Here is a 23,410-nt window from a genome sequence, read left to right as displayed (position 1 = left end):
AGGAGGATTGACAGATGGCACATAAGAAGGGTGCATCCAGTTCGCGCAACGGTCGCGATTCCAACGCCCAGCGCCTCGGCGTGAAGCGTTTCGGCGGCCAGCAGGTCAGCGCCGGTGAGATCCTGGTCCGCCAGCGCGGCACCAAGTTCCACCCGGGCGTCAACGTGGGCCGCGGCGGCGACGACACGCTCTTCGCGCTGGCTTCCGGCGCCGTCGAGTTCGGCACCAAGCGGGGCCGCAAGACCGTGAACATCGTCCCGGATTCGGCCGCGGTCTGACCCGGACGTTCACAGCTTTTCCACCCGACAGGGCGGGCAGGGTCGCAGACGCACCCTGACCCGCCCTGTCGCTGTCTGTCCACCGGGGCCGCTCGCCCCACTCATCACCGTCCCGAAGGAGGCCCGCAGTGTCGCGATTCGTCGACCGGGTCAAGATCTCGCTGCAGGCCGGCAACGGCGGCCACGGCTGCACCTCCGTGCATCGGGAGAAGTTCAAGCCGCTCGGCGGCCCGGACGGCGGGAACGGCGGTTCCGGCGGTGACGTGACCCTCGTGGTGGATCCGCAGGTGCACACGCTGCTCGACTTCCACTTCCGCCCGCACGCCAAGGCCGGCAACGGCAGACCCGGTGAGGGCGGCAACCGCAGCGGTGCCAACGGCGAGTCTCTGGTGCTCAAGGTGCCCGACGGCACCGTGGTGCTCGACGAGCACGGCGCGATCCTCGCCGATCTGGTGGGTGCGGGCACCGAGTTCGTCGCCGCCGAGGGCGGTCGCGGGGGACTGGGCAATGCGGCGCTGGCGTCCAAGGCCCGGCGCGCGCCCGGCTTCGCCCTGCTCGGCGAGCCCGGTCAGGAACGCGAGCTGATCCTCGAACTCAAATCGGTGGCCGATGTGGGCCTGGTCGGCTTCCCGTCGGCCGGCAAGTCGTCGCTGGTGTCGGTGCTTTCGGCCGCCAAGCCGAAGATCGCGGACTATCCGTTCACCACCCTCGCTCCCAATCTGGGCGTGGTCACCGCCGGTGCCGACACGTTCACCGTCGCCGACGTCCCCGGCCTGATTCCCGGCGCCTCGCAGGGGCGCGGACTGGGTCTGGACTTCCTGCGGCACCTGGAGCGCTGCGCGGTGCTCGCGCACGTGGTGGACTGCGCCACCCTCGAACCCGGTCGTGATCCGATCTCCGACATCGACGCGCTCGAAGCCGAGCTGGCCGCCTATCAGCCGGCGCTGAGCGCGGACCATTCGCTGGGCGATCTCGCGCAGCGCCCGCGCATCGTCATCCTCAACAAGATCGACATCCCGGATGCGGCGGACCTGGCCGATCTGGTGCAGCCCGAACTCGAGGAACGCGGCTGGCCGGTCTACCGCATCTCCGCGGTGGCGCACATCGGCCTCAACGAGTTGACCTACGCGCTGGCCGAGCTGGTCGCCGACTACCGGCGGGAGCACGACAAGCCGGTCGCCCGGCGGGCCGTGATCCGGCCCAAGGCCGTCGACCAGGGAGAGTTCACGATCGAGGCCGATCCCGACGTCGAGGGCGGTTTCATCGTCCGCGGCGCCCGCCCGGAACGCTGGATCCGGCAGACCCAGTTCGAGAACGACGAGGCCGTCGGCTATCTCGCCGACCGGCTCAACCGGCTCGGGGTGGAGGACGCGCTGGTCAAACGCGGCGCTCAGCCGGGCTGCTCGGTGACCATCGGCGAGGTCAGCTTCGACTGGGAGCCGAGCACCCCGATGGGCCAGGAGGTGCCGCTCACCGGTCGCGGCACGGACGTGCGTCTCGAACGCAGCGACCGCATCGGTGCCGCCGAACGCAAGCAGGCCCGCAAGCTGCGCCGCGAACGTCCCGACGAGGCCGGCGACGAGGGCCTCGGCTGGGAGTACGCCGACGACGGCGCGGGCAGTGGAGACACCGACGATGAGTGAGGCGCCCGGGGCGATGACCAGCCCGGCCCGGGCCGGGATCGCCGCAGCCCGCAGCATCGTCGTCAAGATCGGCTCCTCGGCGCTGACCGACCTGCACACCGGCCTGGACATGGCGCGGCTCGACGCGCTCGTCGATGCTCTCGAAGCCCGGATGCGCGCCGGCAGCGATGTGATCGTGGTGTCGTCCGGGGCGATCGGCGCGGGTATCGCCCCGCTCGGACTGCACATGCGACCCACCGATCTGGCCACCAAGCAGGCCGCCGCCTCGGTGGGGCAGCTGCGATTGGCGCACGCCTGGGGCACCTCCTTCGCCCGCTACGACCGGACCGTGGGACAGGTGCTGCTCACCGCCGACGATGTGGCCGACCGGCGCAGTCATGCCAATGCACAGCGGACGCTCGACCGGCTGCGCACCCTGCACGCGGTGGCCGTGGTGAACGAGAACGACACGGTGGCCACCAACGAGATCCGGTTCGGCGACAACGACCGGCTGGCCGCTCTGGTGGCGCATCTGGCCGCGGTCGACGCACTGGTTCTGCTCAGCGATGTGGACGGACTCTACAGCGGTGATCCGCGCAAGCCCGGACCGGACGGTGCGCCCGCCCGGTTCATCGAGGAGGTCCGCGGCGCCGAGGACCTCGAGGGGGTGATCGCCGGGGCCGGGGGGTCGCTGGGCACCGGCGGGATGGCATCGAAGCTCTCGGCCGCCCGGCTCGCCTCCGAGTCCGGGGTGCCGGTGCTGCTCGCGGCCGCCGCCGACGCCGGCCGGGCGCTCTCGGATGCCTCGGTGGGCACCGTCTTCGCCGCACCGCCGCAGCGGCTGTCGGCACGCAGGTTCTGGATGCGGCACGCCGCCGAGAGCCACGGGCGGCTCACCATCGACGACGGTGCCGTGGCCGCACTGCGCCGCCGCCGGTCGCTGCTGTCGGCCGGTATCACCATGGTCGAGGGCAGCTTCTCGGCCGGCGACGTGGTGGAGGTGATCGCCCCCGACGGCACGGCGATCGCGCGCGGGGTGTCCGCCTACGACACCGAGGACGTCACCAAGATGCTCGGCCGCTCCACCGACGTCCTGCCGTCAGAGCTGCGCCGTCCGGTGATCCACGCCGACGACCTGGTCGGGATCTAGGCTTCCAGCAGATCCGCCAGAGCGGGCAGCACCACCTCGCAGCGGTGGTCGATCTTCAGCGTCGCCACGCCGTCGGCACGGGTCGCGCCGCGATTGACGATGAAGACCTCCTTGCCGTCGCGGGCGGCGCGCTTGACGAAGCGCAGACCGCTCATCACGGTCAGCGACGACCCCGCGACGAGTACCGCGTCGGCCTCGTCGACCAGTGCGAAGGACTGCGCCACAACGTCTTTCGGGACGGTCTCACCGAAGTACACGATGTCGGGTTTGAGGATGCCCGAGCAGGCCGGGCAGTCGACCAGGACGAAGCCGGAGGTCTCGGCGAGCACGGCGTCGGCGTCCGGGGCCACCTCGATGGCGCCGCGCCCGTTCACCGACTCGCGGAAGCCGGGATTGGCCGCCTCGAAGCGGGCGTCGAGCGCATGGCGGGAGAGCCGGCGTCCGCACTGCAGGCAGCGCACCCGCCCGTACGAGCCGTGCAGATCCACCACCCGCCGCGAGCCCGCCTTCAGATGCAGCATGTCCACGTTCTGGGTGATCACCCCGGCCACGGTGCCGGTCTGTTCGAGCCGGGCCAGGGCGCGGTGCGCCGCATTGGGCCGGGCCGCATCCATGTGCCGCCAGCCCAGATGGTTGCGCGCCCAGTAGTGCCTCCGGAAATCGGGCGAGCTGAGGAACATCTCGATGGTCATCGGGGTGCGGGGCGGCGATCCCGGGCTGCGGTAGTCGGGGATACCCGAGGGTGTGGACAGACCGGCCCCGGTGACGACGACGAGCCGCCGGCCGGCCGTGAGTTCGGCCAGCCGACGGCTCTGCGTCAGCGGATCGGGGTCGGGCTCGGTGCGCGGCGCCGGTATCCAGGCATCGCTTCGAGTCCGCATACCCCAGGGTAGCGCGCCGGCGAGGCGCGCTCCGGGCTCAGGCGTCGACGGTCTTGAGCGGGTACACGCCGTTCTCGTCGTGCACCTCGTCGCCGACCACCGGCGGGTTGAACACGCACAGCATGCGCATCCGCTCGCGGACGGTCACCGTGTGCCGCTCGTGGCCGTCGAGCAGGTACATGCTGCCCGGGCCCAGGGGATAGGTGATGCCGGTCTCCCGGTCGAGAAGTTCACCCTCGCCCTCGATGAGCCAGACGGCCTCGACGTGGTTGGCGTAGTGGAACTCGTTGACCGAGCCCGGCTCGATGACGGTCTCGTGGAACGAGAAGCCCACGCCGTCGCCGGCCAGAACGATGCGCTTGGAGCGCCAGGCTCCGTCGGCGATGTCGCGGTCGGTGCCGGTGATCTCGTCGGTGGTGCGGACGATCATGCGAGCACCTCCTCGACGGCGGCGGCCAGGATGTCCAGGCCGTGGCGCAGATCCTCCTCGCTGATGGTCAGCGGCGGCAGCAGCTTCATCACCTCGTCGCTCGGGCCGGCGGTCTCCACCAGCAGGCCGTGCTCGAAGGCGTGGGCGCAGGCCGCAGCGGCCTTCTCGCCGTCTTCGAAGACCAGGCCCTGCACCAGGCCGCGGCCGCGGTGGCTCAGCTCCGGATGCTTGATGCACAGCTCGGCGAAACGGTCCTCGATGATCGCGCCCTTGCGGTGCACGGCGTCGGTGAGGTCGTCGTCCGCCCAGAACTGCTCGAGGGCGGCCGTGGCCGTGACGAAGGACGGATTGTTGCCGCGGAAGGTGCCGTTGTGCTCACCCGGGCCCCAGACGTCCAGATCCGGACGGATCAGGGTCAGTGCCATCGGCAGCCCGTAGCCGCCGATCGACTTGGACAGGGTGACGATGTCGGGCCGGATGCCGGCGAACTCGAACGAGAAGAACTCGCCGGTGCGGCCGCAGCCCATCTGGACGTCGTCGACGATGAGCAGGATCTCGCGCTCACGGCACAGCTCGGCCAGGGCGCGCAGCCACTCGGCGCTGGCCACGTTGACCCCGCCCTCGCCCTGCACGGTCTCGACGATGACGGCGGCCGGCCGGTTCAGTCCCGAACCGGAGTCGTCGAGCGTCTTGGCGAACCAGGAGAAGTCCTCCATGGCGCCGTCGAAGTAGTTGTCGAAGGGCATCGGGGTGCTGTGCACCAGCGGGATGCCGGCGCCGGCGCGCTTCATGGCGTTGCCGGTCACCGCCAGCGAGCCGAGGGTCATCCCGTGGAAGGCGTTGGTGAAGCTGACCACGGCTTCGCGGCCGGTGACCTTGCGGGCCAGCTTCAGGGCCGCCTCGACGGCGTTGGTGCCGGTGGGGCCGGGGAACTGTACCCGGTAGTCGTACCCGCGGGGGCTGAGGATCCGCTGGTTGAAGGTCTCCAGGAACTCGCCCTTGGCCTGGGTGTACATGTCCAGGCCGTGCGTGATGCCGTCGCGCACCAGGTAGTCGATCAGCCGCTCCTTGAGAACGGGGTGATTGTGCCCGTAGTTCAGGGCTCCGGCGCCGGCGAAGAAATCGAGGTAGCGAATGCCGTCCTGGGCGGTGAGCCAGGATCCGGAGGCGGTGGTGAACACCGCCGGCCAATTGCGGCAGTAGGAGCGGACTTCGGATTCATGCTTGGCAAAAGTAGCGTCGTCCACGTGCGTATCGATAGTCGTCGTCATCTCTAGTTCAGTTCCTTATGCAGGTATCGGTATTCAGATATCGGTCGGCCTGTCGAGGATGTACAGATCTTCGGGCTGGTGTGCGTCCGGGAAGTCGTCGACGGCGAAGAGCGGCTCGGACCGGAATCCGAGGCCGAGCGTCTCGGCGGCCGACGCGAAGGTGCGCTGGGAGCCGACGTTGTCCGGGCTGATGGTGGTCTCGAGGCTGGTGACCCCGGCTCCGGCGCAATGCCGGAAGAGGTCGATCAGCATCTGCGCGGCGATTCCCCGTCCGCGCTGATCGGCGTCTACCGCGACCTGCCACACCATCAGCACGTCGGGCCGGCGGGGCTTGCGGTATCCGGTTACGAAACCGACGGGCCTTCCGTCGGCACAGGCCACAATCGATGTCTCGGTGAAATCGTGGGCCCACAGCACGTAGGCGTAACTGGAATTGACGTCGAGCACCTGGGAGTCGCGAGCGATCTCCCACATGCGGATTCCGTCGGCGACCGTGGGCCGGCGGTATTGAATCTTCGGGACCGTCGCCGGGGCGGCGGTCTTTCGGTCTGAAGGCGGTTGTTCCGGATTCATGACGTCATCGAGGCTAGGCGGATCGATTGCCGAAAGTCATTGCCGAAACCATATTCATCGGCGAATATCGGTGATCGTTACTGTTCAGCGGACGGGTGTGGGATAAGTCACAGTCGGTTCGTCTGAACGGACTTCCCAGGCCGTAGGATGGGTGCATCATGCCTCGAATCATCGCCGGCGAGTTCCGCGGCCGCCGCCTGGCCGCGCCCGCCGACAGCACCCGTCCGACCTCCGATCGCGTTCGCGAGGCCATCGCCTCGATGCTCGCCGCCCGGATGGATCCGGCCGGCGCCCGGGTGCTGGATCTGTACGCCGGAACCGGGGCGCTCGCACTCGAGGCGCTCAGCCGCGGCGCGTCCACCGCGGTGCTGGTCGAATCGGACCGGAAGGCCGCTCGGGTGATCACCGAAAACATCGCCGTCTGCCGGGCCGAGGGGCGGGCCCGCGTGGTGGCCCGGACCGTCGACGCCTTCCTGTCCGCACCGGGCGGAGTCTTCGACGTGGTCTTCGTCGATCCGCCCTACGAGGTCGGTGCCGACGAGGTGGACGCGTTGCTCGCGGCGCTGCGGCCGCATCTGGCTCCGGATGCCTGGGTGGTGCTCGAACGCGGCTCGCGCAGTGCGCCGCCGGTGTGGCCGGCCGGTCTCGAGCAGGTCGCCGATAAGGATTACGGCGACACCCGGGTGCTGCTGGCCACTACGCTCGCCGGCTGATCGCCGGGGCCGCCCGGGCAAGTAGGCTTCGGTCCATGAGCGCTGCCGTGTGCCCCGGATCCTACGACCCCTTCACTCTCGGTCACCGCTTCGTCGTCGAGCGCACCGCCGCCCGCTTCGACCGGGTGATCGTGGCGGTGGTGGTCAACCCGAACAAGCAGGGGATGTTCTCCGTCGACGAGCGCATCGCGCTGATCGAGCGGGACTGCGCCGATCTGCCGAACGTGTCGGTGCGCAGCTGGACCGGACTGCTGGTGGATCTGGTGCACGACGAGGACGCCACCACCATCGTCAAGGGACTGCGGGCGGAGACGGATTTCGCCTACGAGGCGCCGATGGCGCAGATGAACCGCGAGCTCTCCGGTGCGGAGACGCTGTTCATGCTGACCGATCCGCGGTACGCCCACGTGTCGAGTTCGCTGGTCAAGGAGGTCGCCAAACTCGGCGGCGAGGCCGCGCCGTATCTGTCTCCGGCCATTCATCAGGCGCTGATGGACAAGATCAACGGCGTGCGGAAGGTCTGACGGATCGGTCGCGACACGCCCATCCTGCCTCCCTAGTCACAGCTGCAACATTCGGCACAATGGCCTCAGCAATACCCGCAACCCTGGGTGAGACAAGAGGCGTCCGTGCCGGATAGGGGTCATCGTGTACCGCGTTTTTGAAGCTCTCGACGAGCTGATCGACATCGTTGAAGAAGCCCGCAGTGTGCCGATGTCCGCGAACTGCGTGGTCCCGCGCAGTGCGGTGATCGAGCTGCTGGCCGACTTGCGTGATGCCATTCCGGCTGAACTCGACGACGCACAGGACGTGCTCGACGAGAAGGAGACCCTGGTCGCCAACGCTCGGACCACGGCCGACGAACTGATCGACGGCGCGCAGAGCGAATCTGAGTCGACCCTGGCGCATGCCCGCGCCGAGGCGGACCGGATGCTCTCCGAGGCCAAGGCCAAGGCCGACCGCATGGTCGAGGAGGCGTCCGCGCACGCCCGGTCGGTGACCGAATCGGCCAACGAGGACGCACAGCGCCTGGCGCACGGTGCGCAGCGCGAGTTCGAGGCCGTCACCGGCCGTGCCCGCGCCGAGGCCGCCCGCGTGGTCGAGGCCGGCAATGCGAACTATGAGAAGTCCGTCGCCGACGGCATCGCCGAGCAGCAGCGCCTGGTCTCCGAGGCCGAGGTGGTGGCCGCCGCCAAGTCGGAGGCCGAGCGCATCGTCGACGCGGCCTACGCCGAGTCGGACCGCCTGCGCGGCGAATGCGACGTCTACGTCGACGAGAAGCTGGCGGCCTTCGAGGACGTCCTCACCGGCACGCTGCGGTCGGTCAATCGCGGCCGCCAGCAGCTGCGGACCGGTGCCGGCACCCACGACTACGTCGAGCACCCGCACGCCGTGGGCGGCGACTTCGCCAACCCGGACTTCGGCCACGAGCGCGCTCACCGGCCGGCCGCGGCACCGATGGCGGGCTGAATCCCGCATTACCTGCGGGTACAATCTCGGCAGTGAGTACTACCGAAGCCTTCGTGATCGACGTCCGTTCTCTGCCCCGGCGGGCCGGGTCGATGACCGAACTGCACCGGACCGATGTCTCCGACACCCGGATCGGCGCCGAGATGGTCGGCATCGAGGCCGGCACCCCGGTAGAGCTGGACGTGCGGCTCGAGTCGGTGTCCGAGGGTGTGCTGGTGACCGGAACGGTCCGGGCAGAGACCCGCGGCCAGTGTGCGCGCTGCCTCGATCCGATCACCGGTGAGGTGAACCTCTTCCTCACCGAGCTGTTCGCGTACCCGGACAGCGAAACCGATCAGACCACCGACGACGAGGACGTCGAACGCATCGTCGACGAACAGATCGCGCTGGAGCAGACGATCATCGACGCGGTGGCGACCACCCTGCCGCTGTCCCCGCTGTGCCGCGAGGACTGCCCCGGGCTGTGCCCGGAGTGCGGGGTCAAGCTGGCCGACGCCGGCCCCGATCACGGCCACGACCTCATCGATCCGCGCTGGGCGGGCCTGGCGAAGTTCGCCGGCGAGACACCGGAGGCCGACGGACAGGGGAAAGCGTGAAGAAGCCCGACCGCAGTCTGCTGACCGCCGCCCTCGGGGTGGAGCTCAGCGACGAGCTACTCGAACTGGCCCTGACGCATCGGTCGTACGCCTACGAGCACGGTGGGCTGCCCACCAATGAGCGGCTGGAGTTCCTCGGCGATTCGGTGCTCGGGGTGGTGGTCACCGAACGGCTGTATCTCGGCTTCCCGGACCGTCCGGAGGGGGAGCTGGCCAAGATCCGCGCCTCGGTGGTGAACATGAATGCTCTTGCGGCCATCGCCCGGGAACTCGGAGCGGGCGGGCTCGGCGCGCACCTGCTGCTCGGCCGCGGTGAGGAGCTCACCGGCGGGCGCGACAAGGCGAGCATTCTGGCCGACGGCCTCGAATCGCTGTTCGGCGCGGTCTTCCTCGACCACGGTATGGAGGTGGCCAAGCGGGTGATCATGGATCTGTTCGAGCCGGTGATCACCCGCGCCGGGACGATGGGCGCCGGCCTGGACTGGAAGACCTCGCTGCAGGAACTGGTCGCCGAGAGGGGGCTGGGGCAGCCGCACTATCAGATCACCTCCACCGGCCCGGATCATGCGAAGCACTTCACGGCGACCGCGGTGATCGGCGGTGATGAGCTCGGCTCCGGCCAGGGGCGGACCAAGAAGGAAGCCGAGCAGCACGCCGCCGAGCTGGCGTGGAATGCGCTGTCCGGCCAGCCGGCGGACGACGACGCCGGCGATCCGGTCGCCTGAGCGGTTCCCGGGCCCACCCCGCCTGCTCCGGTTCGTTGCCGGTGAGCCTGAGAGAATCACGTGCATGCCTGAACTGCCAGAAGTCGAGATGGTCCGTCGGGGCCTGGATGCGCACATCCTCGATCGGACCATCGAGCAGGTGCGGATCTTCGACGAGCGTGCGCTCAAGCGCCATCCGTACGGACCCCGCGACCTCGAGGCCCGGCTGCAGGGCCTGAAGGTGGTCGCGGTCGACCGGCGCGGGAAGTTCCTCTGGATCAGTGCCGGCTCTCCATCCTCTGGCGAGAGCGTCGTCGAGGAACAGTTGATGGTGCACCTGGGGATGAGCGGTCAGATGCTCATCGCCGCCGACGGCCGCGATGACCGGTCGCAGCAGCAGCCGGGGGCGGCGTTGCATCGGCACACCCGGATCAGCGCCTACCTCGACGACGGCCTGCGGCTGGATTTCGTCGATCAACGACTCTTCGGCGGGTGGTCTCTGTCCGAGGGGGAGGTCGAGGCCCACGGCCGGCGCGTCCCCAGGGAGATGGCGCACATCGCTGCCGATCCCTTCGAGGCGGTCTTCGATGCCGGTGCGGTGGCGCGGCGGATGAAGCGCTCGAGGGCAGCGGTGAAGAGCTTGCTGCTGCAGCAGGGGCTGGTCTCCGGGATCGGGAACATCTACGCCGACGAGGCGCTGTGGCGGATGAAGATCAACGGTGCGCGTGAAGGCGCCAGTGTCCCGGTCACCAAGCTGACCGGTCTGCTGAATGCGTCCCGGGAGGTGATGACCGATGCGCTCGCCGAAGGCGGCACGTCGTTCGACTCGCTCTACCGGCACGTCAACGGAGAATCCGGATACTTCGCCCGCAGTCTCCAGGCCTATGGTCGCACGGGCGAGCCGTGTTCGCGATGCGGGACGCTGCTCGTCAAAGAGCAGTTCATGAATCGTTCGAGTCACTTCTGCCCGCGATGCCAGCGACGCCGATGAGCGGCGTGAGGGCCATGAAATAAGTTGGTCCGTATGGGCTGGACGACTCGATGGCGCAGAGGCGGCCGCACGACGCCGCCCGATCCGGTCACCGCCGAGTCGTCCGCCGCCGCCCGGTCCCGCGCCGCAGCCCGCTCCTTCGCCGACGTCGGTGTTCCGGATCTCGCCGAGCCGGTGTACGCGCGGGCGATGGTGCTCGACGTCGATCGCGGTCACCGCCGTCATTCGGCGCTCGTCGAAGTTCAGCCGCCGGGCGGTGAGCCGGACACCGTGATCCTGCTGGAGCCGCCGTGTGGGCCTGATCTGCCGTCGGTGGCGCCCGAGATGCAGACGGTCCGGGACGCACGGGACCTGCGTACGGCCGCCCTCGCCGATCGGTACCGTCCGCCACCGTGGCCGTGTTTCTGGTGGCCATCGGCCTGTTCGGCGGCATGCTGCTGCTCCCGCTCTACTATCAGATCCTCCGCGGGGAGGGGGCGTTCGACGCCGGGCTGCTCCTGGCTCCCCAGGGGCTCGGCGCCATCGTGGCGATGATCATCGGCGGGCGGCTGACCGACCGGATCGGCGCCGGGTACGTGGTGCCGGTGGGCGTGGTGATCGCGCTGATCGGAACCTTTCCGTTCACCCAGCTCAGCGTCGATAGCTCCTATGTCTGGCTGAGCATCGCGCTCTTCGTGCGCGGCATGGGGCTCGGTGCCGTGATGATGCCGACGATCTCCTCGGCCTACGCCGCTGGCCGACGCCTTCGGCGTCGCCTTCTGGGTGGCCTTCGGTCTGACCGCGCTGATCATCATCCCGGCGCTGTTCTTTCCGCGGCACGGATCGCGGACCGCGCCGCAGGGCGAGTCCGGTGCTCCCGGGGCGGCGGCCGGCCCGGCGCTCTGACCGCGGGTCACCGGCAGCGCGTCACCGCTGCTGCCAGTCGACGAACAGGGTCGACTTCCGTCCCGGCCGCCGCGGGTCGTAGCGGATCCAGTGTCTGCTGCCGACCGCTGCTCTGCGGTGGTGCACGCACCGGTGCCACCGCTGTGTGCCCTGCGAGTCCTCGAACCGGAGAGTCGCCTTCCAGAGTCGCTGGACGTCGTCGCGATACCGGGTCACCTCGGTCACCACGGCAGGTACCCGGGGACCGGTGAGCCGGACGCTGCGGGCGCGGCGGCTCCGGGCGGCGACGATGCCGAACGACTGTGCGCTGTGGGCGCGAGCGCAAGCGCCGTGATCGGCCTCGCGCCCCGGTGCACACCCCGTCCCATACGCTTGGTGCCGGAGATGGGACCGCGAACGGGAAGGTTCGGGGCGCACCGCGCGTTGTGCCGCGATGCACGTCGGTGATCGAGAGGAAGACGAGACGATGACAGAGCTCTGGGTGCAGCGCACCGGAAGCCGCCGCTACAGCGGGCACAGCTCGCGGGGGGCGCAGGTCCTCATCGGCAGCGAGGACGTCGACGGCGTCTTCACGCCCGGAGAGCTGATGAAGGTGGCGCTGGCCGCCTGCACCGGCATGGCCACCGACGTTCCGCTGGCCCGCCGGCTCGGTGACGACTACGACGCCACCGTCCGGGTCTCCGGCGACGCCGACCGCGAGAACGAGCGCTATCCGAAGCTCGACGAGGTCTTCGAACTGGACCTGTCCGAACTCGATCCGGAGGCCGCGCAGCGGCTGCTGACCGTGGTCGAGCGGGCGGTAGACCGGGTCTGCACGGTCGGCCGCACCCTCAAGGCCGGCACCGAGGTCTCGCTGACCATCGAGACGGAGTAGCCCGATGAGCGCTCCGGACACGGGGAACCAGCGGCTGACAGCATTCGTGCACGGACACGTCCAGGGCGTCGGCTTCCGCTGGTGGACCAGGTCGCGAGCCCTGGAGCTCGCACTGACCGGTTATGCCGCCAACCAGGCCGACGGCAAGGTGCGGGTGGTGGCCGAGGGGCCGCGGCCCGCCCTCGAGACGTTGCTGGGCCTGCTGCGTTCGGGCACCACGCCGGGCCGGGTGGACCTGGTGGTGGAGAGTTTCGGTCCCGCCCGCGGTGACCTGGCCGGATTCGTCGAGCGCTGAGCCGCGGCACCGGTGCGCCGTTCGGGGTCTGAGCGCATCCCCGCAGCGTCCTGACCGGTAGGGTTGATCGTCGTGCACCTCAAGAGTCTCACCCTGAAAGGCTTCAAGTCGTTCGCGTCGTCCACGACGCTGCGCTTCGAGCCGGGCATCACCTGCGTGGTGGGCCCCAACGGTTCGGGTAAGTCCAATGTGGTCGACGCACTCACCTGGGTCATGGGTGAACAGGGCGCCAAGGCGCTGCGCGGCGGGAAGATGGCCGACGTCATATTCGCCGGCACCTCCGAGCGCGCGCCGCTCGGCCGCGCCGAGGTCACACTGACGATCGACAACTCCGACGGTGCGCTGCCGATCGAATACTCCGAGGTCTCGATCACCCGCCGGATGTTCCGCGACGGCGCCGGCGAATACGAGATCAACGGCTCCTCCTGCCGGTTGATGGACGTCCAGGAACTGCTCTCCGACTCCGGTATCGGCCGCGAGATGCACGTCATCGTCGGCCAGGGCCGCCTGTCGCAGATCCTCGAATCGCGTCCCGAGGAACGCCGCGCCTTCATCGAGGAGGCCGCCGGCGTCCTCAAACACCGCCGCCGCAAGGAGAAAGCGGTGCGCAAACTCGATGCGATGGCCGCCAACCTCGCCCGGCTCACCGACCTGACCGCCGAACTGCGGCGCCAGCTCAAACCGCTCGGCCGGCAGGCGGAGGTGGCGCGCCGCGCCGCCACCGTGCAGGCCGAACTGCGCGACGCGCGGCTGCGGCTGGCCGCCGACGATCTGGTGACCCGGCGTGCGGAGATGGCCGAGCACACCGCCGTCGAGGAACAGATCACCGCCCGCCGCAACGAGCTGGCCGCCCAGGTCGATGCCGCCACCGAGGCGCTGACCGCCTCGCAGGCAGAGCTCAGCACCGTCGCGCCGGCCGCCGCCGAGGCGGGCCGGGTCTTCTACGCGCTCAGCGCCCTGGCCGAACGCGTCGAGGGCACCCGCCGGGTGGCCGCCGAACGTGCCGCGAACCTGGCCACCGCCGCGCCGGCTCCCAGCGGGCCGGACCCGGACGAACTGGAGCGGCGCGCCGAGGAAGCCGCCCTGGCCGAGGCCGAACAGGCCGCCGCCGTCGAAGCCGCCGCCGAGGCGCTGCAGGAGGCCACCGCCGCCCTGGCCGCGGCCGAGCAGGTGGCCACCTCCGCGGAGAAGGCGCATCTGGCCGCGGTGCAGGCCGTCGCCGACCGGCGCGAGGGGCTGGCCCGGCTCGAGGGCCAGGCCGCCAATCTGCGTACCCGCATCGAATCCGTCGACGCCGAGGCCGAGCGGCTGACCGCTGCGGTGGAAGCGGCCCGCGAACGCGCCGCCGCCGCCGAAGCCGAGATGTCGGCCGCTGCGGAGAAGATGGCCGAACTCGAAAGCCGCGAAGAAGGCCTCGACGAGCACCACGAACGGTGCGTGGCCGCCTTGGCCGCCGCCACCGAGCGGGTGGAACAGCTGCGCGTGGACGAACGCGAGGCCCAGCAGCGCATCGCGTCGCTGACCGCCCGCATCGACGCCCTCGCGGTGGGCCTCGAACGTGCCGACGGCGGCGCCTGGCTGTTGGAGAAGCAGACCGACGGGCTGCTGGCCCCGCTCTCCGAACTGCTCACCGTCGAACCCGGCTACGAGGCCGCGATCGCCGGCGCCCTGGGCCCGGCCGTCGATGCCATCGCCACCGTCGACCAACTCGCGGCTGTCCGCGCACTCGACGCACTGCACGGCGGCGACGGGGGACGGGCCGCACTGATCGTCGGCGGACTGCCCGACCGCGCGCGCGGCACCGCGCCGCAGCTGCCGTCGGGGGTGATCTGGGCGCGCGACGCCGTCACCGCACCGGGTTCGATCGCCGGGGCCATTGACGTCCTGCTCGAGGGGATCGTGCTGGTCGACGACGCCGAGCAGGCGATGACGATCGCCCGCGACTACGAGGTGCTGGCGGTGACCCGCAGCGGCGACCGGATCTCGCGTGCGACGGTCGAGGGCGGTTCGGCGCGGCGCCCGTCGACTCTCGAGGTGCAGTCGGCCATCGACACCGCCACCGAGGATCTGGCCCGGGCTCGCGGCGATGCCGAGCGTCTGGAAGCCGAACTGGCCCAGGCCGTGGCCGACGAGCACGACGCCTCCGAGGCGGCCGAGGGCGCCCTGGCCGCACTCGGCGAGTCCGACGCCAACGTCGGCGCAGCCTACGAACTGCTCGGCCGGCTCGGGGCCGACATCCGCAGCGCCGAACAGGAGGCCCAGCGGCTGCTGCACCAGCGCGATAAGGCGGAGGAGGGGCGCGCGGAGAATCTGACGAAGCTCACCGAGGTGGACGAGCGGCTGCGGCTGGCCGCCGACGAGGGCGCAGACGCCCCGGACGGCGACGCCGACCGTCAGCTGCGCGAGGCCGCGGCCGCCGAGGTGGCCACCGCCCGGTCGGTGGAGGTGGAGACCCGGCTGGCCCTGCGCACCGCCGAGGAACGCCTCGCCTCGATCCGCGGCAAGGCCGACGGACTGCGCCGGCAGGCCGGAGCCGAGCGCGCCGCCCGCGAACGCGCCCGCCGGCAGGACGCGCAGCGCCGGTACGCGGCAGGGGTGGCCGCCGCCGTGGCCGCCGCCGCCGAACAGACTCTGACCGCGGTCACCGCCTGTGTCGCGCAGGCGCAGGCCGGCCGCGACCGGCTCGAGGAGACCCGCACCGCGCGTACCGCCGAGACCGAGGAGCTCCGCGGCACCGTCGACGCACTCACCGCCGAACTGAACACCCTGCGCGATGCGGTGCACCGCGACGAACTCGCCCGCGCCCAGGCCGCGCTGCGGATCGAGCAGCTCGAGGAGCAGGTGACCGAGCAGTTCGGCATCGCCCCGGACGATCTGGTCGCCGAATACGGGCCGGACGTGCCGATGCCGCCGTCCGAGCTGGAACTGCGCGAATACGCCGAGGCCAAGGAGCGCGGCGAACTGGTGGTGGCCCCGGCACCGATGCCCTACGACCGGCGCACACAGGAGGCGCGCGCCAAGTCCGCTCAGAAGGACCTCAACACTCTGGGCAAGGTCAATCCGCTGGCCCTCGAGGAGTTCGCGGCTCTCGAGGAGCGCTACAACTTCCTCTCCGCACAGCTCGAAGACGTCAAAGCAGCCCGCGCCGATCTCCTCGACGTGGTCGCCGAGGTCGACGCCCGCATCCTGCAGGTCTTCACCGACGCCTACGCCGACGTGGAGAAAGCGTTCTCGCAGGTCTTCGCCACGCTCTTCCCGGGCGGCGAGGGCCGGTTGGTGCTGACCGATCCCGGCGACATGCTCACCACCGGCGTCGAGGTGGAGGCGCGTCCGCCGGGGAAGAAGGTCAAACGGCTCTCGCTGCTCTCCGGTGGTGAGAAGTCGCTGACCGCGGTGGCCATGCTGGTGGCGATCTTCCGGGCCCGGCCCTCGCCGTTCTATGTGATGGACGAGGTCGAGGCCGCCCTCGACGACGCCAACCTGCGCAGGCTGATCAGCCTGTTCGAACAGCTGCGGGAGAAGTCTCAGCTGATCGTGATCACCCACCAGAAGCCCACTATGGAGATCGCCGACGCCCTCTACGGGGTGAGTATGCGCGGCGACGGCATCACCCAGGTGATCTCGCAGCGGATGCGCGGCGTGGACATCGCCGCCCCCGCGAACTGACAGCGTGCCGGCGGCGTGTCACGGCCCCGGCGATCAAGAGAACAACGACGAAGAGCACAACACTGAAAGGTCCTCTGCGTGAGTACTGAAGTCATCATCGGCATCGTCGTCGGTGTGGTCGTGGTCCTGGCCCTGCTGCTGGGCATCGGATTGATGCTGCGCCGCCGTCGGCAGATCTCGATCACCGACGCCACCCCGACGATCACCGACGACGGTGCCCGGCAGGTGGACAAGTCCGGCGGCTATCAGGCTGGATCGGGTTTCTCCTTCAGCCAGGGCGGTGCCGCCACTCTCGACCGGGAACCGGCCGCGGCGGAACCGGCTCCCGAACCCGAGCCCGAGCGCGCTCCGGAACCGGCGGCCGCGCCTGAAACCGCCGCGCCTGGAACCGGCACGGCTGCACCCGAAGCCGAGTCGGAGGCGCCCGCGGAGGCGGAGGCCGCGACGCCCGTCGAGCCGGAAACCCCTGCCGAGCCGGAAGCACCGGCGACACCGGAAACAGTCGCCGAGCCCGAGTCCGAGCCCGAGCCCGAAGCCCCGGCGCTCGACGAGATCGCGCCGACCGAGGGGCGGCTGTCCCGGCTGCGCGGCCGGCTGGCCCGCAGTCAGGGCGCCATCGGCGGTTCCATGCTCGGTCTGCTCGGTGCCGGCGACCTCGACGAGGACAGCTGGGAGGAGATCGAGGACACCCTGGTGATGGCCGACCTCGGCAGCGCGGCCACCACCGCGGTGGTGGAGAACCTGCGCGCCGAACTGGCCAGCGGCAAGGTCCGTACGGCCGAGCAGGCGCGCTCGGCCCTGCGGGAGGTGCTGATCGCCCAGTTGCACCCGGAGCTCGACCGCTCGGTCAGGGCGCTGCCGCACGCCGGGGGACCGGCCGTGGTGCTGGTGGTGGGCGTCAACGGCGTCGGCAAGACCACCACCACCGGCAAACTGGCCCGGGTCCTGGTCGCCGACGGCCGCCGGGTGCTGCTCGGGGCCGCCGACACCTTCCGTGCGGCGGCTGCCGACCAGCTGCAGACCTGGGGTGAGCGAGTCGGGGCCGGCATCGTGCGCGGCAAGGAGGGCGCCGATCCGGCGTCGGTGGCCTTCGACGCGGTGTCCTCGGGCATCGCCGACGGCGTGGACGTGGTGCTCATCGACACCGCGGGCCGGTTGCACACCAAGGCGGGTCTGATGGACGAGCTCGGCAAGGTCAAGCGCGTGGTGGAGAAGAAGGCGCCGGTGGACGAGGTGCTGCTGGTCCTCGACGCCACCGTCGGCCAGAACGGGCTGACCCAGGCGAAGGTCTTCGCCGAGGTCGTGGATCTGACCGGTGTGGTGCTGACCAAGCTCGACGGCACCGCCAAGGGCGGCATTGTCTTCCGGATCCAGGAGGAGCTGGGAGTCCCGGTCAAGCTGGTCGGACTGGGGGAGGGCGCTGACGATCTGGCGCCGTTCGTTCCGGAGGCCTTCGTCGACGCCCTGCTCTGATCACCGGCGCGGTGCCTGATCGCTGAGCGCCTCACCGCCGACCCTCGGACGCCCGCCCGGCAGGATCTGCCGGGCGGGCGTTCTTGTCAGATGGATTGAATCGTGGTTCAATCCTTGTGAGAAGAAATGAACCATAGTTCAACTCTTTGTTGAAGCACAGGGCGACAGGAGACGGCGATGGCGTACCGACCGACCGCGGCCACCCGCCGCAGCGCGCAGGCCAAACGGGAGGCGCTGCTCGGCGCCGCCCGGGCCGTGGTGGCGCAGTCCGGTTTCGCCGGTGCGGCGGTGGCCGCGATCGCCGAGCGCGGCAGCGTCTCCGTGGGCTCGGTCTACTCGTACTTCGACAATCGCGAGGCCCTGCTCGCCGAGGTCTTCCGCAACGCCGCCGAATACGAGTTCGGCCGGGTCGAGGCCGCCGTCGAGGCCGCCGGTCCCGGACCCGACGACAGGCTCCGGGCGCTGATCGACACCTTCGCCGATCGTGCGCTGCGCGGCCGGCGGCTTGCCTGGTCGCTGCTCTTCGAGTCGGTCGACCCGGCCGTCGACCGCGAACGCCTGCGGCTGCGCCAGTCCTATCGCGACCTCGGCGAGGCGATCATCGTCGACGGTATCGCGCAGGGCCGGTTCGTCGACCAGGATGCGCCCGTCGCCGCGGCGGCCCTGATGGGGGCCATCTCCGAGGCGCTCGTCGGCGCACTGAACCCCGATACGGCGCCGCTGGCCGGCGACGATCCCGACGCTCTGCTGGCCACCATCACCGACTTCTGCTTCCGCGCACTGGGCGCGCCGGCGCACACACCTGAGACCACCCACCCCGACCCGAGGAGCATCCCATGACCGCCACCCACCAGGTCTTCAACCAGGCACCGGCCCGCGTCGGCGTCAACGAGTACACCACCAACCTCGCACTCACCGAAGCCGTCGCCGCCTACGGCGCCGACTGGGCCACCGACCGGCTGACCGAGGCCGGTGCACTGGTGGGGCGGGAGGACTTCCAGCGCGACGCCGAACTGGCCAACACCATCACGCCGATCCTGCACACCCACGACCGGTGGGGAAACCGGGTCGACGCGATCGAATTCCATCCGGCCTACCACCGCATCATCGGTGACGCGATCGCCCGCGGCGCCCACACCAGCTGCTGGTCCGATCCCCGTCCGGGCGCCCACGTGGCGCGTGCGGCGCTGTTCAGTCAGTTCGGCCAGATCGAACCCGGCCACTCCTGCCCGGTGAGCATGACCCATGCCGTGGTGCCCTCGCTGCGGACCGACCCGGTGCTCGCCGAGCAGTGGCTTCCGCGGGTGTACTCCCACGACTACGACCCGGCCCTGGGTGATCCGGCCAAGCGGTCGGCGATCTTCGGGATGGCGATGACCGAGAAGCAGGGCGGCTCGGACGTGCGCGCCAACACCACCCGCGCGGTCGATGCCGGGGACGGCACCTACCGCATCACCGGACACAAGTGGTTCTGTTCGGCACCCCAGTCCGACGCCTTCCTGGTCCTGGCGCAGGCGCCGGACGGGGTCACCTGCTTCGTGGTGCCGCGGACCCTGCCCGACGGCGAGCGCAACGTCTTCAACGTTCAGCGGCTCAAGGACAAGCTCGGCAACAAGTCCAACGCCTCCTCGGAGGTCGAGTTCGACGAGACGGTCGGCTGGCGACTCGGCGACGAGGGCGCCGGGGTGCGGACCATCATCGAGATGGTCAACCAGACCCGGCTCGACTGCGCCCTGGGCAGCGCCGCCGGTATGCGCCAGGCCGTCGCCGAAGCCGCCTGGCACACCCGCCACCGCTCGGCCTTCGGTGCGCTGCTCATCGACCAGCCGGCCATGACCGCGGTGATCGCCGATCTGCAGCTCGAGTCGGAGGCGGCCACCTGGACGGCGATGCGCCTGGCCGCCGCCTACGACGACGACTCCGAGCAGTCGCAGGCCTTCCGCCGGCTGGCGACCGCCGTCGGCAAATACTGGGTGTGCAAACGCGGACCCAACCACGCCTACGAGGCGCTCGAATGCCTGGGCGGCAACGGGTACACCGAGAACGGCTTCCCGCTGGCCCGCCGCTACCGCGAACAGCCGGTGATGGCCGTCTGGGAGGGTTCGGGCAATGTGATCGCGCTGGACGTCCTGCGCGCGATGGCCCGCGATCCGCTCTCGGTGGAGGCACTCGACGACGAGTTCGAGCTCGCGCTGGGCAGCCACCGCGGCTACGACCTGCACGTCGAGGCCACCCGGAAACTGGTGGCCCAGGCCGCCGCCGACCCGACCGCGGCGCCGGCCATTGCGCGCCGGCTCACCGAGTCCCTCGCGCTCGCCCTGCAGGGCTCGATCCTGATCCGGCAGGCCCCGGACGCGGTCGCCGACGCCTTCGTCGCCGGGCGACTGGAGAACCCGGGCCAGATGTACGGCGTCCTCGATCCCGCCCTCGACCTCGCGGCCGTGGCCGCACGCGCCTGAACAGGAGCAGCGGAATGCATCTGACCTCGACCCTCGAACGCGCCGCCCGGATCGCACCGGACAAGCCGGCACTGGTCACCGACGACACCGAGATCACCTACGCCGAGCTGAAGGACGCGGCACGCCGCGCGGCCACGGTCTTCATCGACCGGGGTGTGGCGCCCGGCGAGGCGGTCGCGGTGCTCACCTACAACACGCCCGGCTTCGTCATCGCCGCCTTCGGCGCCTGGTACGCGGGCGCCGTACTGGTCCCGGTGAACCACAAGCTGGCCGGACCGGAGATCGCCTTCGCGGTGCAGCAGAGCGGCGCCCGGCTCGGTGTGGCGGCCGGCGAGCTCGCAGCGACCGCCGACGGAGCCACCGACATCCCGTGGCTCACCACCGAAGCCGGTCACGACGGGCTCGACTCCTTCGACGACCTGCTGGCGACGGCGGCGCCGATCCCCGCCGCCGTCGACGACGACCTGGACGCGCCGGCACAGATCCTCTACACCTCCGGGACCACCAGTTCGCCCAAGGGCTGCGTGCACACCCACCGCACGCTCTCGACCGTGTCCCCGCTGATCGCCACCACCCTCGGCTTCACCAGCGAGGAACGGTTCCTGCTGTCCATGCCCATCTGGCACGCCGCCCCGCTCAACGACTGGCTGCTCACGATGATCTCGCTGGCCGCCACCACCGTGCTGCAGCGCGAATACCATCCGCAGCACTTCCTCGAGGCGGTGCAGCGGCACCGGATCACCGCCTTCTTCGGTTCGCCGATCGCCTACCTGATGCCCGTGCAGCTGGCCGAGGCGGGCCGGCTGGACCTGGCCGATTACGACCTGTCCACCGTCACCAGGTGGCTCTACGGCGGAGCCTCGCTGGGGGAGCCGACCGCCCGGCTGCTCATCGACAGCTACCGCAGCGAACACTTCTTCCAGGTGTACGGGATGAGCGAGATGGGACCGGTGGGCACCGCGCTGTACCCGCACGAGCAGCTGAGCAAGGCCGGTTCCATCGGCCGCGGCGGCATGTTCGGGGTGGATCTGCGGGTGGTCGACGCCGACGGCACTGACGTCGGGCCCGGCGGGATCGGGGAGATCTGGCTGCGCGCCGACACCGCGATGACCGGCTACCTGAACAACCCGGAGGCCACGGCCGCAGCCTTCGAGGGGCCGTGGTTCCGCACCGGCGACGTGGCGCGGATCGACGACGACGGCTACCTGTACGTCGTCGACCGGCTCAAGGACATCATCATCGTCGGCGGCGAGAACGTGCACTCGCAGGAAGTCGAGGAGGTCCTGCGCGGCCACCCGCGGGTCGCGGACGTGGCCGTCGTGGGCAGGCCCCACCCGGAGTGGGGTGAGACGGTGGTCGCCGCCTGCGTCCCGTCCGACGGCGCCGAGGTGACCGTCGAGGAGGTGCGTGAATTCCTCGCGGACAAGCTGGCCCGCTACAAGCTGCCCCGCGAGGTGCTCACCGTGGACGCGCTGCCGCGCAATCCGAGCGGCAAGATCGTCAAGCACGTCCTGCGTGAACGCCTCTGACCTCCGCCCCGGACGGGGCGAAACGAGCGCTTAACCCACCGCCGGGCCGCGTCACGTAGGCGAAACATTTCCGGCACTGTGCCGGAAACGTCGCCGCGACAGAGTTTCCTCACACGTCGAATCACGACGGTGACAGGAGGTCTTGAGAAGTGACTGTGGCTCTACCGGACGAAGTGTTCGGCACGTTCGACACCGGTGACACCGCGTGGGTGATCATCAGCGCGGCCCTGGTGCTGCTGATGACGCCCGCGCTGGCGTTCTTCTACGGTGGTCTTTCGCGCGGCAAATCCGTCCTGAACATGATGATGATGTCGTTCGCCTCGATCGCGACGGTGACGGTGGTCTATGTGCTGTGGGGTTTCTCCACATCTTTCGGCGACTCGCTCACCGGCGACAGTGACATCGGCGGCATCTTCGCCAACCCGTTCTCGTTGTTCGGCTCCGATCAGCTCACGCAGACTCGCGGCGACGAGGTGGTGATGTGGGGAGACTCGACCGTCCCGGCCATCGTCTTCCTCGCCTTCCAGCTGACCTTCGCGGTGATCACCGTCGCGCTGATCAGCGGTGCGCTGGCCGAGCGCGTCAAGTTCGTCACCTGGCTGATCTTCACCGTGCTGTTCACCACCATCATCTATCTGCCGCTGGCCCACATGGTCTGGGGCGGCGGCATCATGTCCGGCGCCGAGCGCGGCTTCGCCTCCTGGATGTTCGGTTCCACCGACGGGGAGGCCAATGTGGCGCCGATCGACTTCGCCGGCGGCACCGTGGTCCACATCAACGCCGGTATGGCCGCCCTGGTGCTGGTTCTGCTGGTGGGCAAGCGGATCGGTTTCGGCCGTACCGCCTACCGTCCGCACAACATCCCGTTCGTCATGCTCGGCGCCGCCCTGCTGTGGTTCGGCTGGTTCGGCTTCAACGTGGGCTCGGAACTGGCCGCCGACATGACCGCCGGCCTGGTCTGGGTCAACACCACCGTCGCCACCGCCGCCGCGATGATCGGCTGGCTGGCCGTGGAATGGCTGCGCGACGGCAAGCCGACCAGCGTCGGCGCCGCATCGGGCATCGTCGCCGGTCTGGTCGCCATCACCCCGGCCTGCGGTGACCTCACCCCGGTGGGCTCGATGGGTCTGGGTGTGATCGCCGGCATCCTCGCCGCGCTGGCCATCGGCCTGAAGTTCAAGCTCGGCTACGACGACTCGCTCGACGTGGTGGGTGTGCACCTGGTCGCCGGCCTGTGGGGCACCGTGGGTATCGGCCTGTTCGCCAAGGAGACCGGCATCTTCTACGGTCACGACGCCAAGCAGCTCGCCGTCCAGGTGGTCATCGCCCTCTTCGCGCTCGCCTTCACCGGTGTGCTCACCGCTGTGATCGCCCTGGTCCTCAAGCCGATCGGCTGGCGGATCGACCGTGAGGACGAGGCCCGCGGCATCGACAGCGCCGAACACGCGGAGACCGCTTATGAGCCGGTCTGACGCCATGTCGGCCCGACGGGCCACTCCGGTCCCGTCACCGGACCCGGCAGCAGCCTGCCGCACTAGGCTGAATCTGGA

At 70.1% G+C, this 23,410-nt stretch carries 22 protein-coding genes and 1 pseudogene; 18 read left to right on the top strand and 5 right to left on the bottom strand.

Annotation, left to right across the window (positions count from 1 at the left end):
- The first annotated feature begins 14 nt into the window (after positions 1–14).
- The 3 genes from rpmA to proB all read left to right on the top strand — a co-directional run bounded on the left by rpmA (position 15) and on the right by proB (position 3,050).
- On the top strand, positions 15–278 hold the full coding sequence (gene rpmA / locus ACJMNC_RS02210; RefSeq protein ID WP_408946308.1) for a 50S ribosomal protein L27: 264 nt from the start codon (positions 15–17) through the stop codon (positions 276–278).
- A gap of 128 nt (positions 279–406) precedes the next feature.
- The gene (gene obgE / locus ACJMNC_RS02205) at positions 407–1,921 is read left to right on the top strand and encodes a GTPase ObgE (RefSeq protein WP_408946307.1); all 1,515 of its coding nucleotides are present in this window, start codon (positions 407–409) and stop codon (positions 1,919–1,921) included.
- Positions 1,914–3,050, top strand: a complete 1,137-nt coding sequence (gene proB / locus ACJMNC_RS02200; protein ID WP_408946306.1) for a glutamate 5-kinase — start codon at positions 1,914–1,916, stop codon at positions 3,048–3,050. Before obgE ends, proB begins: the two co-directional genes overlap by 8 nt.
- Here the strand turns inward: proB and ACJMNC_RS02195 are convergent.
- The 4 genes from ACJMNC_RS02195 to ectA are packed head-to-tail and all read right to left on the bottom strand — an operon-like array spanning position 3,047 to position 6,205.
- Positions 3,047–3,931: a Sir2 family NAD-dependent protein deacetylase gene (locus tag ACJMNC_RS02195; protein ID WP_408946305.1), complete on the bottom strand. Its 885-nt coding sequence runs from the start codon at positions 3,929–3,931 to the stop codon at positions 3,047–3,049. The genes proB and ACJMNC_RS02195 overlap by 4 nt on opposite strands.
- 37 nt (positions 3,932–3,968) lie before the next feature.
- Positions 3,969–4,361, bottom strand: a complete 393-nt coding sequence (locus tag ACJMNC_RS02190; RefSeq protein ID WP_408946304.1) for an ectoine synthase — start codon at positions 4,359–4,361, stop codon at positions 3,969–3,971.
- Positions 4,358–5,632, bottom strand: coding sequence for a diaminobutyrate--2-oxoglutarate transaminase (gene ectB, locus ACJMNC_RS02185; protein ID WP_408946303.1), 1,275 nt, complete (start codon positions 5,630–5,632; stop codon positions 4,358–4,360). The genes ACJMNC_RS02190 and ectB overlap by 4 nt, the downstream gene beginning before the upstream one ends.
- 33 nt (positions 5,633–5,665) lie before the next feature.
- Entirely contained in the window at positions 5,666–6,205 is a 540-nt protein-coding gene (gene ectA, locus ACJMNC_RS02180; protein ID WP_408946302.1) for a diaminobutyrate acetyltransferase, read from the bottom strand.
- A 158-nt stretch (positions 6,206–6,363) separates the two neighbouring features.
- Between ectA and rsmD the strand changes: the two genes are divergently transcribed.
- The 7 genes and pseudogenes from rsmD to ACJMNC_RS02145 form a co-directional block, all read left to right on the top strand.
- Positions 6,364–6,918, top strand: coding sequence for a 16S rRNA (guanine(966)-N(2))-methyltransferase RsmD (gene rsmD, locus ACJMNC_RS02175; protein ID WP_408946301.1), 555 nt, complete (start codon positions 6,364–6,366; stop codon positions 6,916–6,918).
- Positions 6,919–6,953: 35 nt separating this feature from the next.
- Complete coding sequence (coaD, locus tag ACJMNC_RS02170; RefSeq protein ID WP_408946300.1) at positions 6,954–7,442, top strand: pantetheine-phosphate adenylyltransferase; 489 nt, start codon at positions 6,954–6,956, stop codon at positions 7,440–7,442.
- Between the two features lie 124 nt (positions 7,443–7,566).
- Complete coding sequence (locus ACJMNC_RS02165) at positions 7,567–8,388, top strand: DivIVA domain-containing protein (protein WP_408946299.1); 822 nt, start codon at positions 7,567–7,569, stop codon at positions 8,386–8,388.
- A 32-nt stretch (positions 8,389–8,420) separates the two neighbouring features.
- Positions 8,421–8,984 (top strand): YceD family protein, encoded by a 564-nt coding sequence (locus tag ACJMNC_RS02160; protein WP_408946298.1) that lies wholly within the window; start codon positions 8,421–8,423, stop codon positions 8,982–8,984.
- Positions 8,981–9,709: a ribonuclease III gene (rnc, locus tag ACJMNC_RS02155; RefSeq protein ID WP_408946297.1), complete on the top strand. Its 729-nt coding sequence runs from the start codon at positions 8,981–8,983 to the stop codon at positions 9,707–9,709. The genes ACJMNC_RS02160 and rnc overlap by 4 nt, the downstream gene beginning before the upstream one ends.
- 64 nt (positions 9,710–9,773) lie before the next feature.
- Entirely contained in the window at positions 9,774–10,679 is a 906-nt protein-coding gene (gene mutM / locus ACJMNC_RS02150; RefSeq protein ID WP_408946296.1) for a bifunctional DNA-formamidopyrimidine glycosylase/DNA-(apurinic or apyrimidinic site) lyase, read from the top strand.
- A gap of 431 nt (positions 10,680–11,110) precedes the next feature.
- Positions 11,111–11,341, top strand: a pseudogene (locus ACJMNC_RS02145) (MFS transporter); the annotation flags it as partial.
- Positions 11,342–11,585: 244 nt separating this feature from the next.
- On the opposite strand, the gene ACJMNC_RS02140 reads toward ACJMNC_RS02145, so the two are convergent.
- Positions 11,586–11,780, bottom strand: coding sequence for a hypothetical protein (locus ACJMNC_RS02140; protein ID WP_408946462.1), 195 nt, complete (start codon positions 11,778–11,780; stop codon positions 11,586–11,588).
- Between the two features lie 250 nt (positions 11,781–12,030).
- Here ACJMNC_RS02140 and ACJMNC_RS02135 point away from each other — a divergent pair, with 250 nt between their 5' ends.
- The 8 genes from ACJMNC_RS02135 (at position 12,031) to ACJMNC_RS02100 (ending at position 23,332) form a co-directional block, all read left to right on the top strand.
- A complete protein-coding gene (locus tag ACJMNC_RS02135) occupies positions 12,031–12,438 on the top strand; it encodes an OsmC family protein (RefSeq protein WP_408946295.1) in 408 nt (135 codons plus the stop codon).
- Between the two features lie 4 nt (positions 12,439–12,442).
- Positions 12,443–12,733 (top strand): acylphosphatase, encoded by a 291-nt coding sequence (locus tag ACJMNC_RS02130; protein WP_408946294.1) that lies wholly within the window; start codon positions 12,443–12,445, stop codon positions 12,731–12,733.
- A gap of 72 nt (positions 12,734–12,805) precedes the next feature.
- Complete coding sequence (gene smc / locus ACJMNC_RS02125; protein ID WP_408946293.1) at positions 12,806–16,399, top strand: chromosome segregation protein SMC; 3,594 nt, start codon at positions 12,806–12,808, stop codon at positions 16,397–16,399.
- 78 nt (positions 16,400–16,477) lie between these two features.
- Positions 16,478–17,872 carry a signal recognition particle-docking protein FtsY gene (gene ftsY, locus ACJMNC_RS02120; protein WP_408946292.1) on the top strand — a complete coding sequence of 465 codons (1,395 nt, stop codon included), beginning with the start codon at positions 16,478–16,480 and terminating at the stop codon, positions 17,870–17,872.
- 177 nt (positions 17,873–18,049) lie between these two features.
- The gene (locus ACJMNC_RS02115; RefSeq protein ID WP_408946291.1) at positions 18,050–18,712 is read left to right on the top strand and encodes a TetR/AcrR family transcriptional regulator; all 663 of its coding nucleotides are present in this window, start codon (positions 18,050–18,052) and stop codon (positions 18,710–18,712) included.
- Positions 18,709–20,331: an acyl-CoA dehydrogenase family protein gene (locus tag ACJMNC_RS02110; RefSeq protein ID WP_408946290.1), complete on the top strand. Its 1,623-nt coding sequence runs from the start codon at positions 18,709–18,711 to the stop codon at positions 20,329–20,331. Before ACJMNC_RS02115 ends, ACJMNC_RS02110 begins: the two co-directional genes overlap by 4 nt.
- Positions 20,332–20,345: 14 nt before the next feature.
- Positions 20,346–21,860, top strand: coding sequence for a class I adenylate-forming enzyme family protein (locus ACJMNC_RS02105; RefSeq protein WP_408946289.1), 1,515 nt, complete (start codon positions 20,346–20,348; stop codon positions 21,858–21,860).
- Positions 21,861–22,009: 149 nt separating this feature from the next.
- Complete coding sequence (locus ACJMNC_RS02100) at positions 22,010–23,332, top strand: ammonium transporter (RefSeq protein ID WP_408946288.1); 1,323 nt, start codon at positions 22,010–22,012, stop codon at positions 23,330–23,332.
- Positions 23,333–23,410: the final 78 nt, after the last annotated feature.

Source organism: Gordonia sp. VNK21, assembly GCF_046098115.1.
Classification (GTDB): domain Bacteria; phylum Actinomycetota; class Actinomycetes; order Mycobacteriales; family Mycobacteriaceae; genus Gordonia.
The sequence above is the reverse complement of the archived record's forward strand: the minus strand, read 5'-3'. Positions and strand labels throughout refer to the sequence as shown.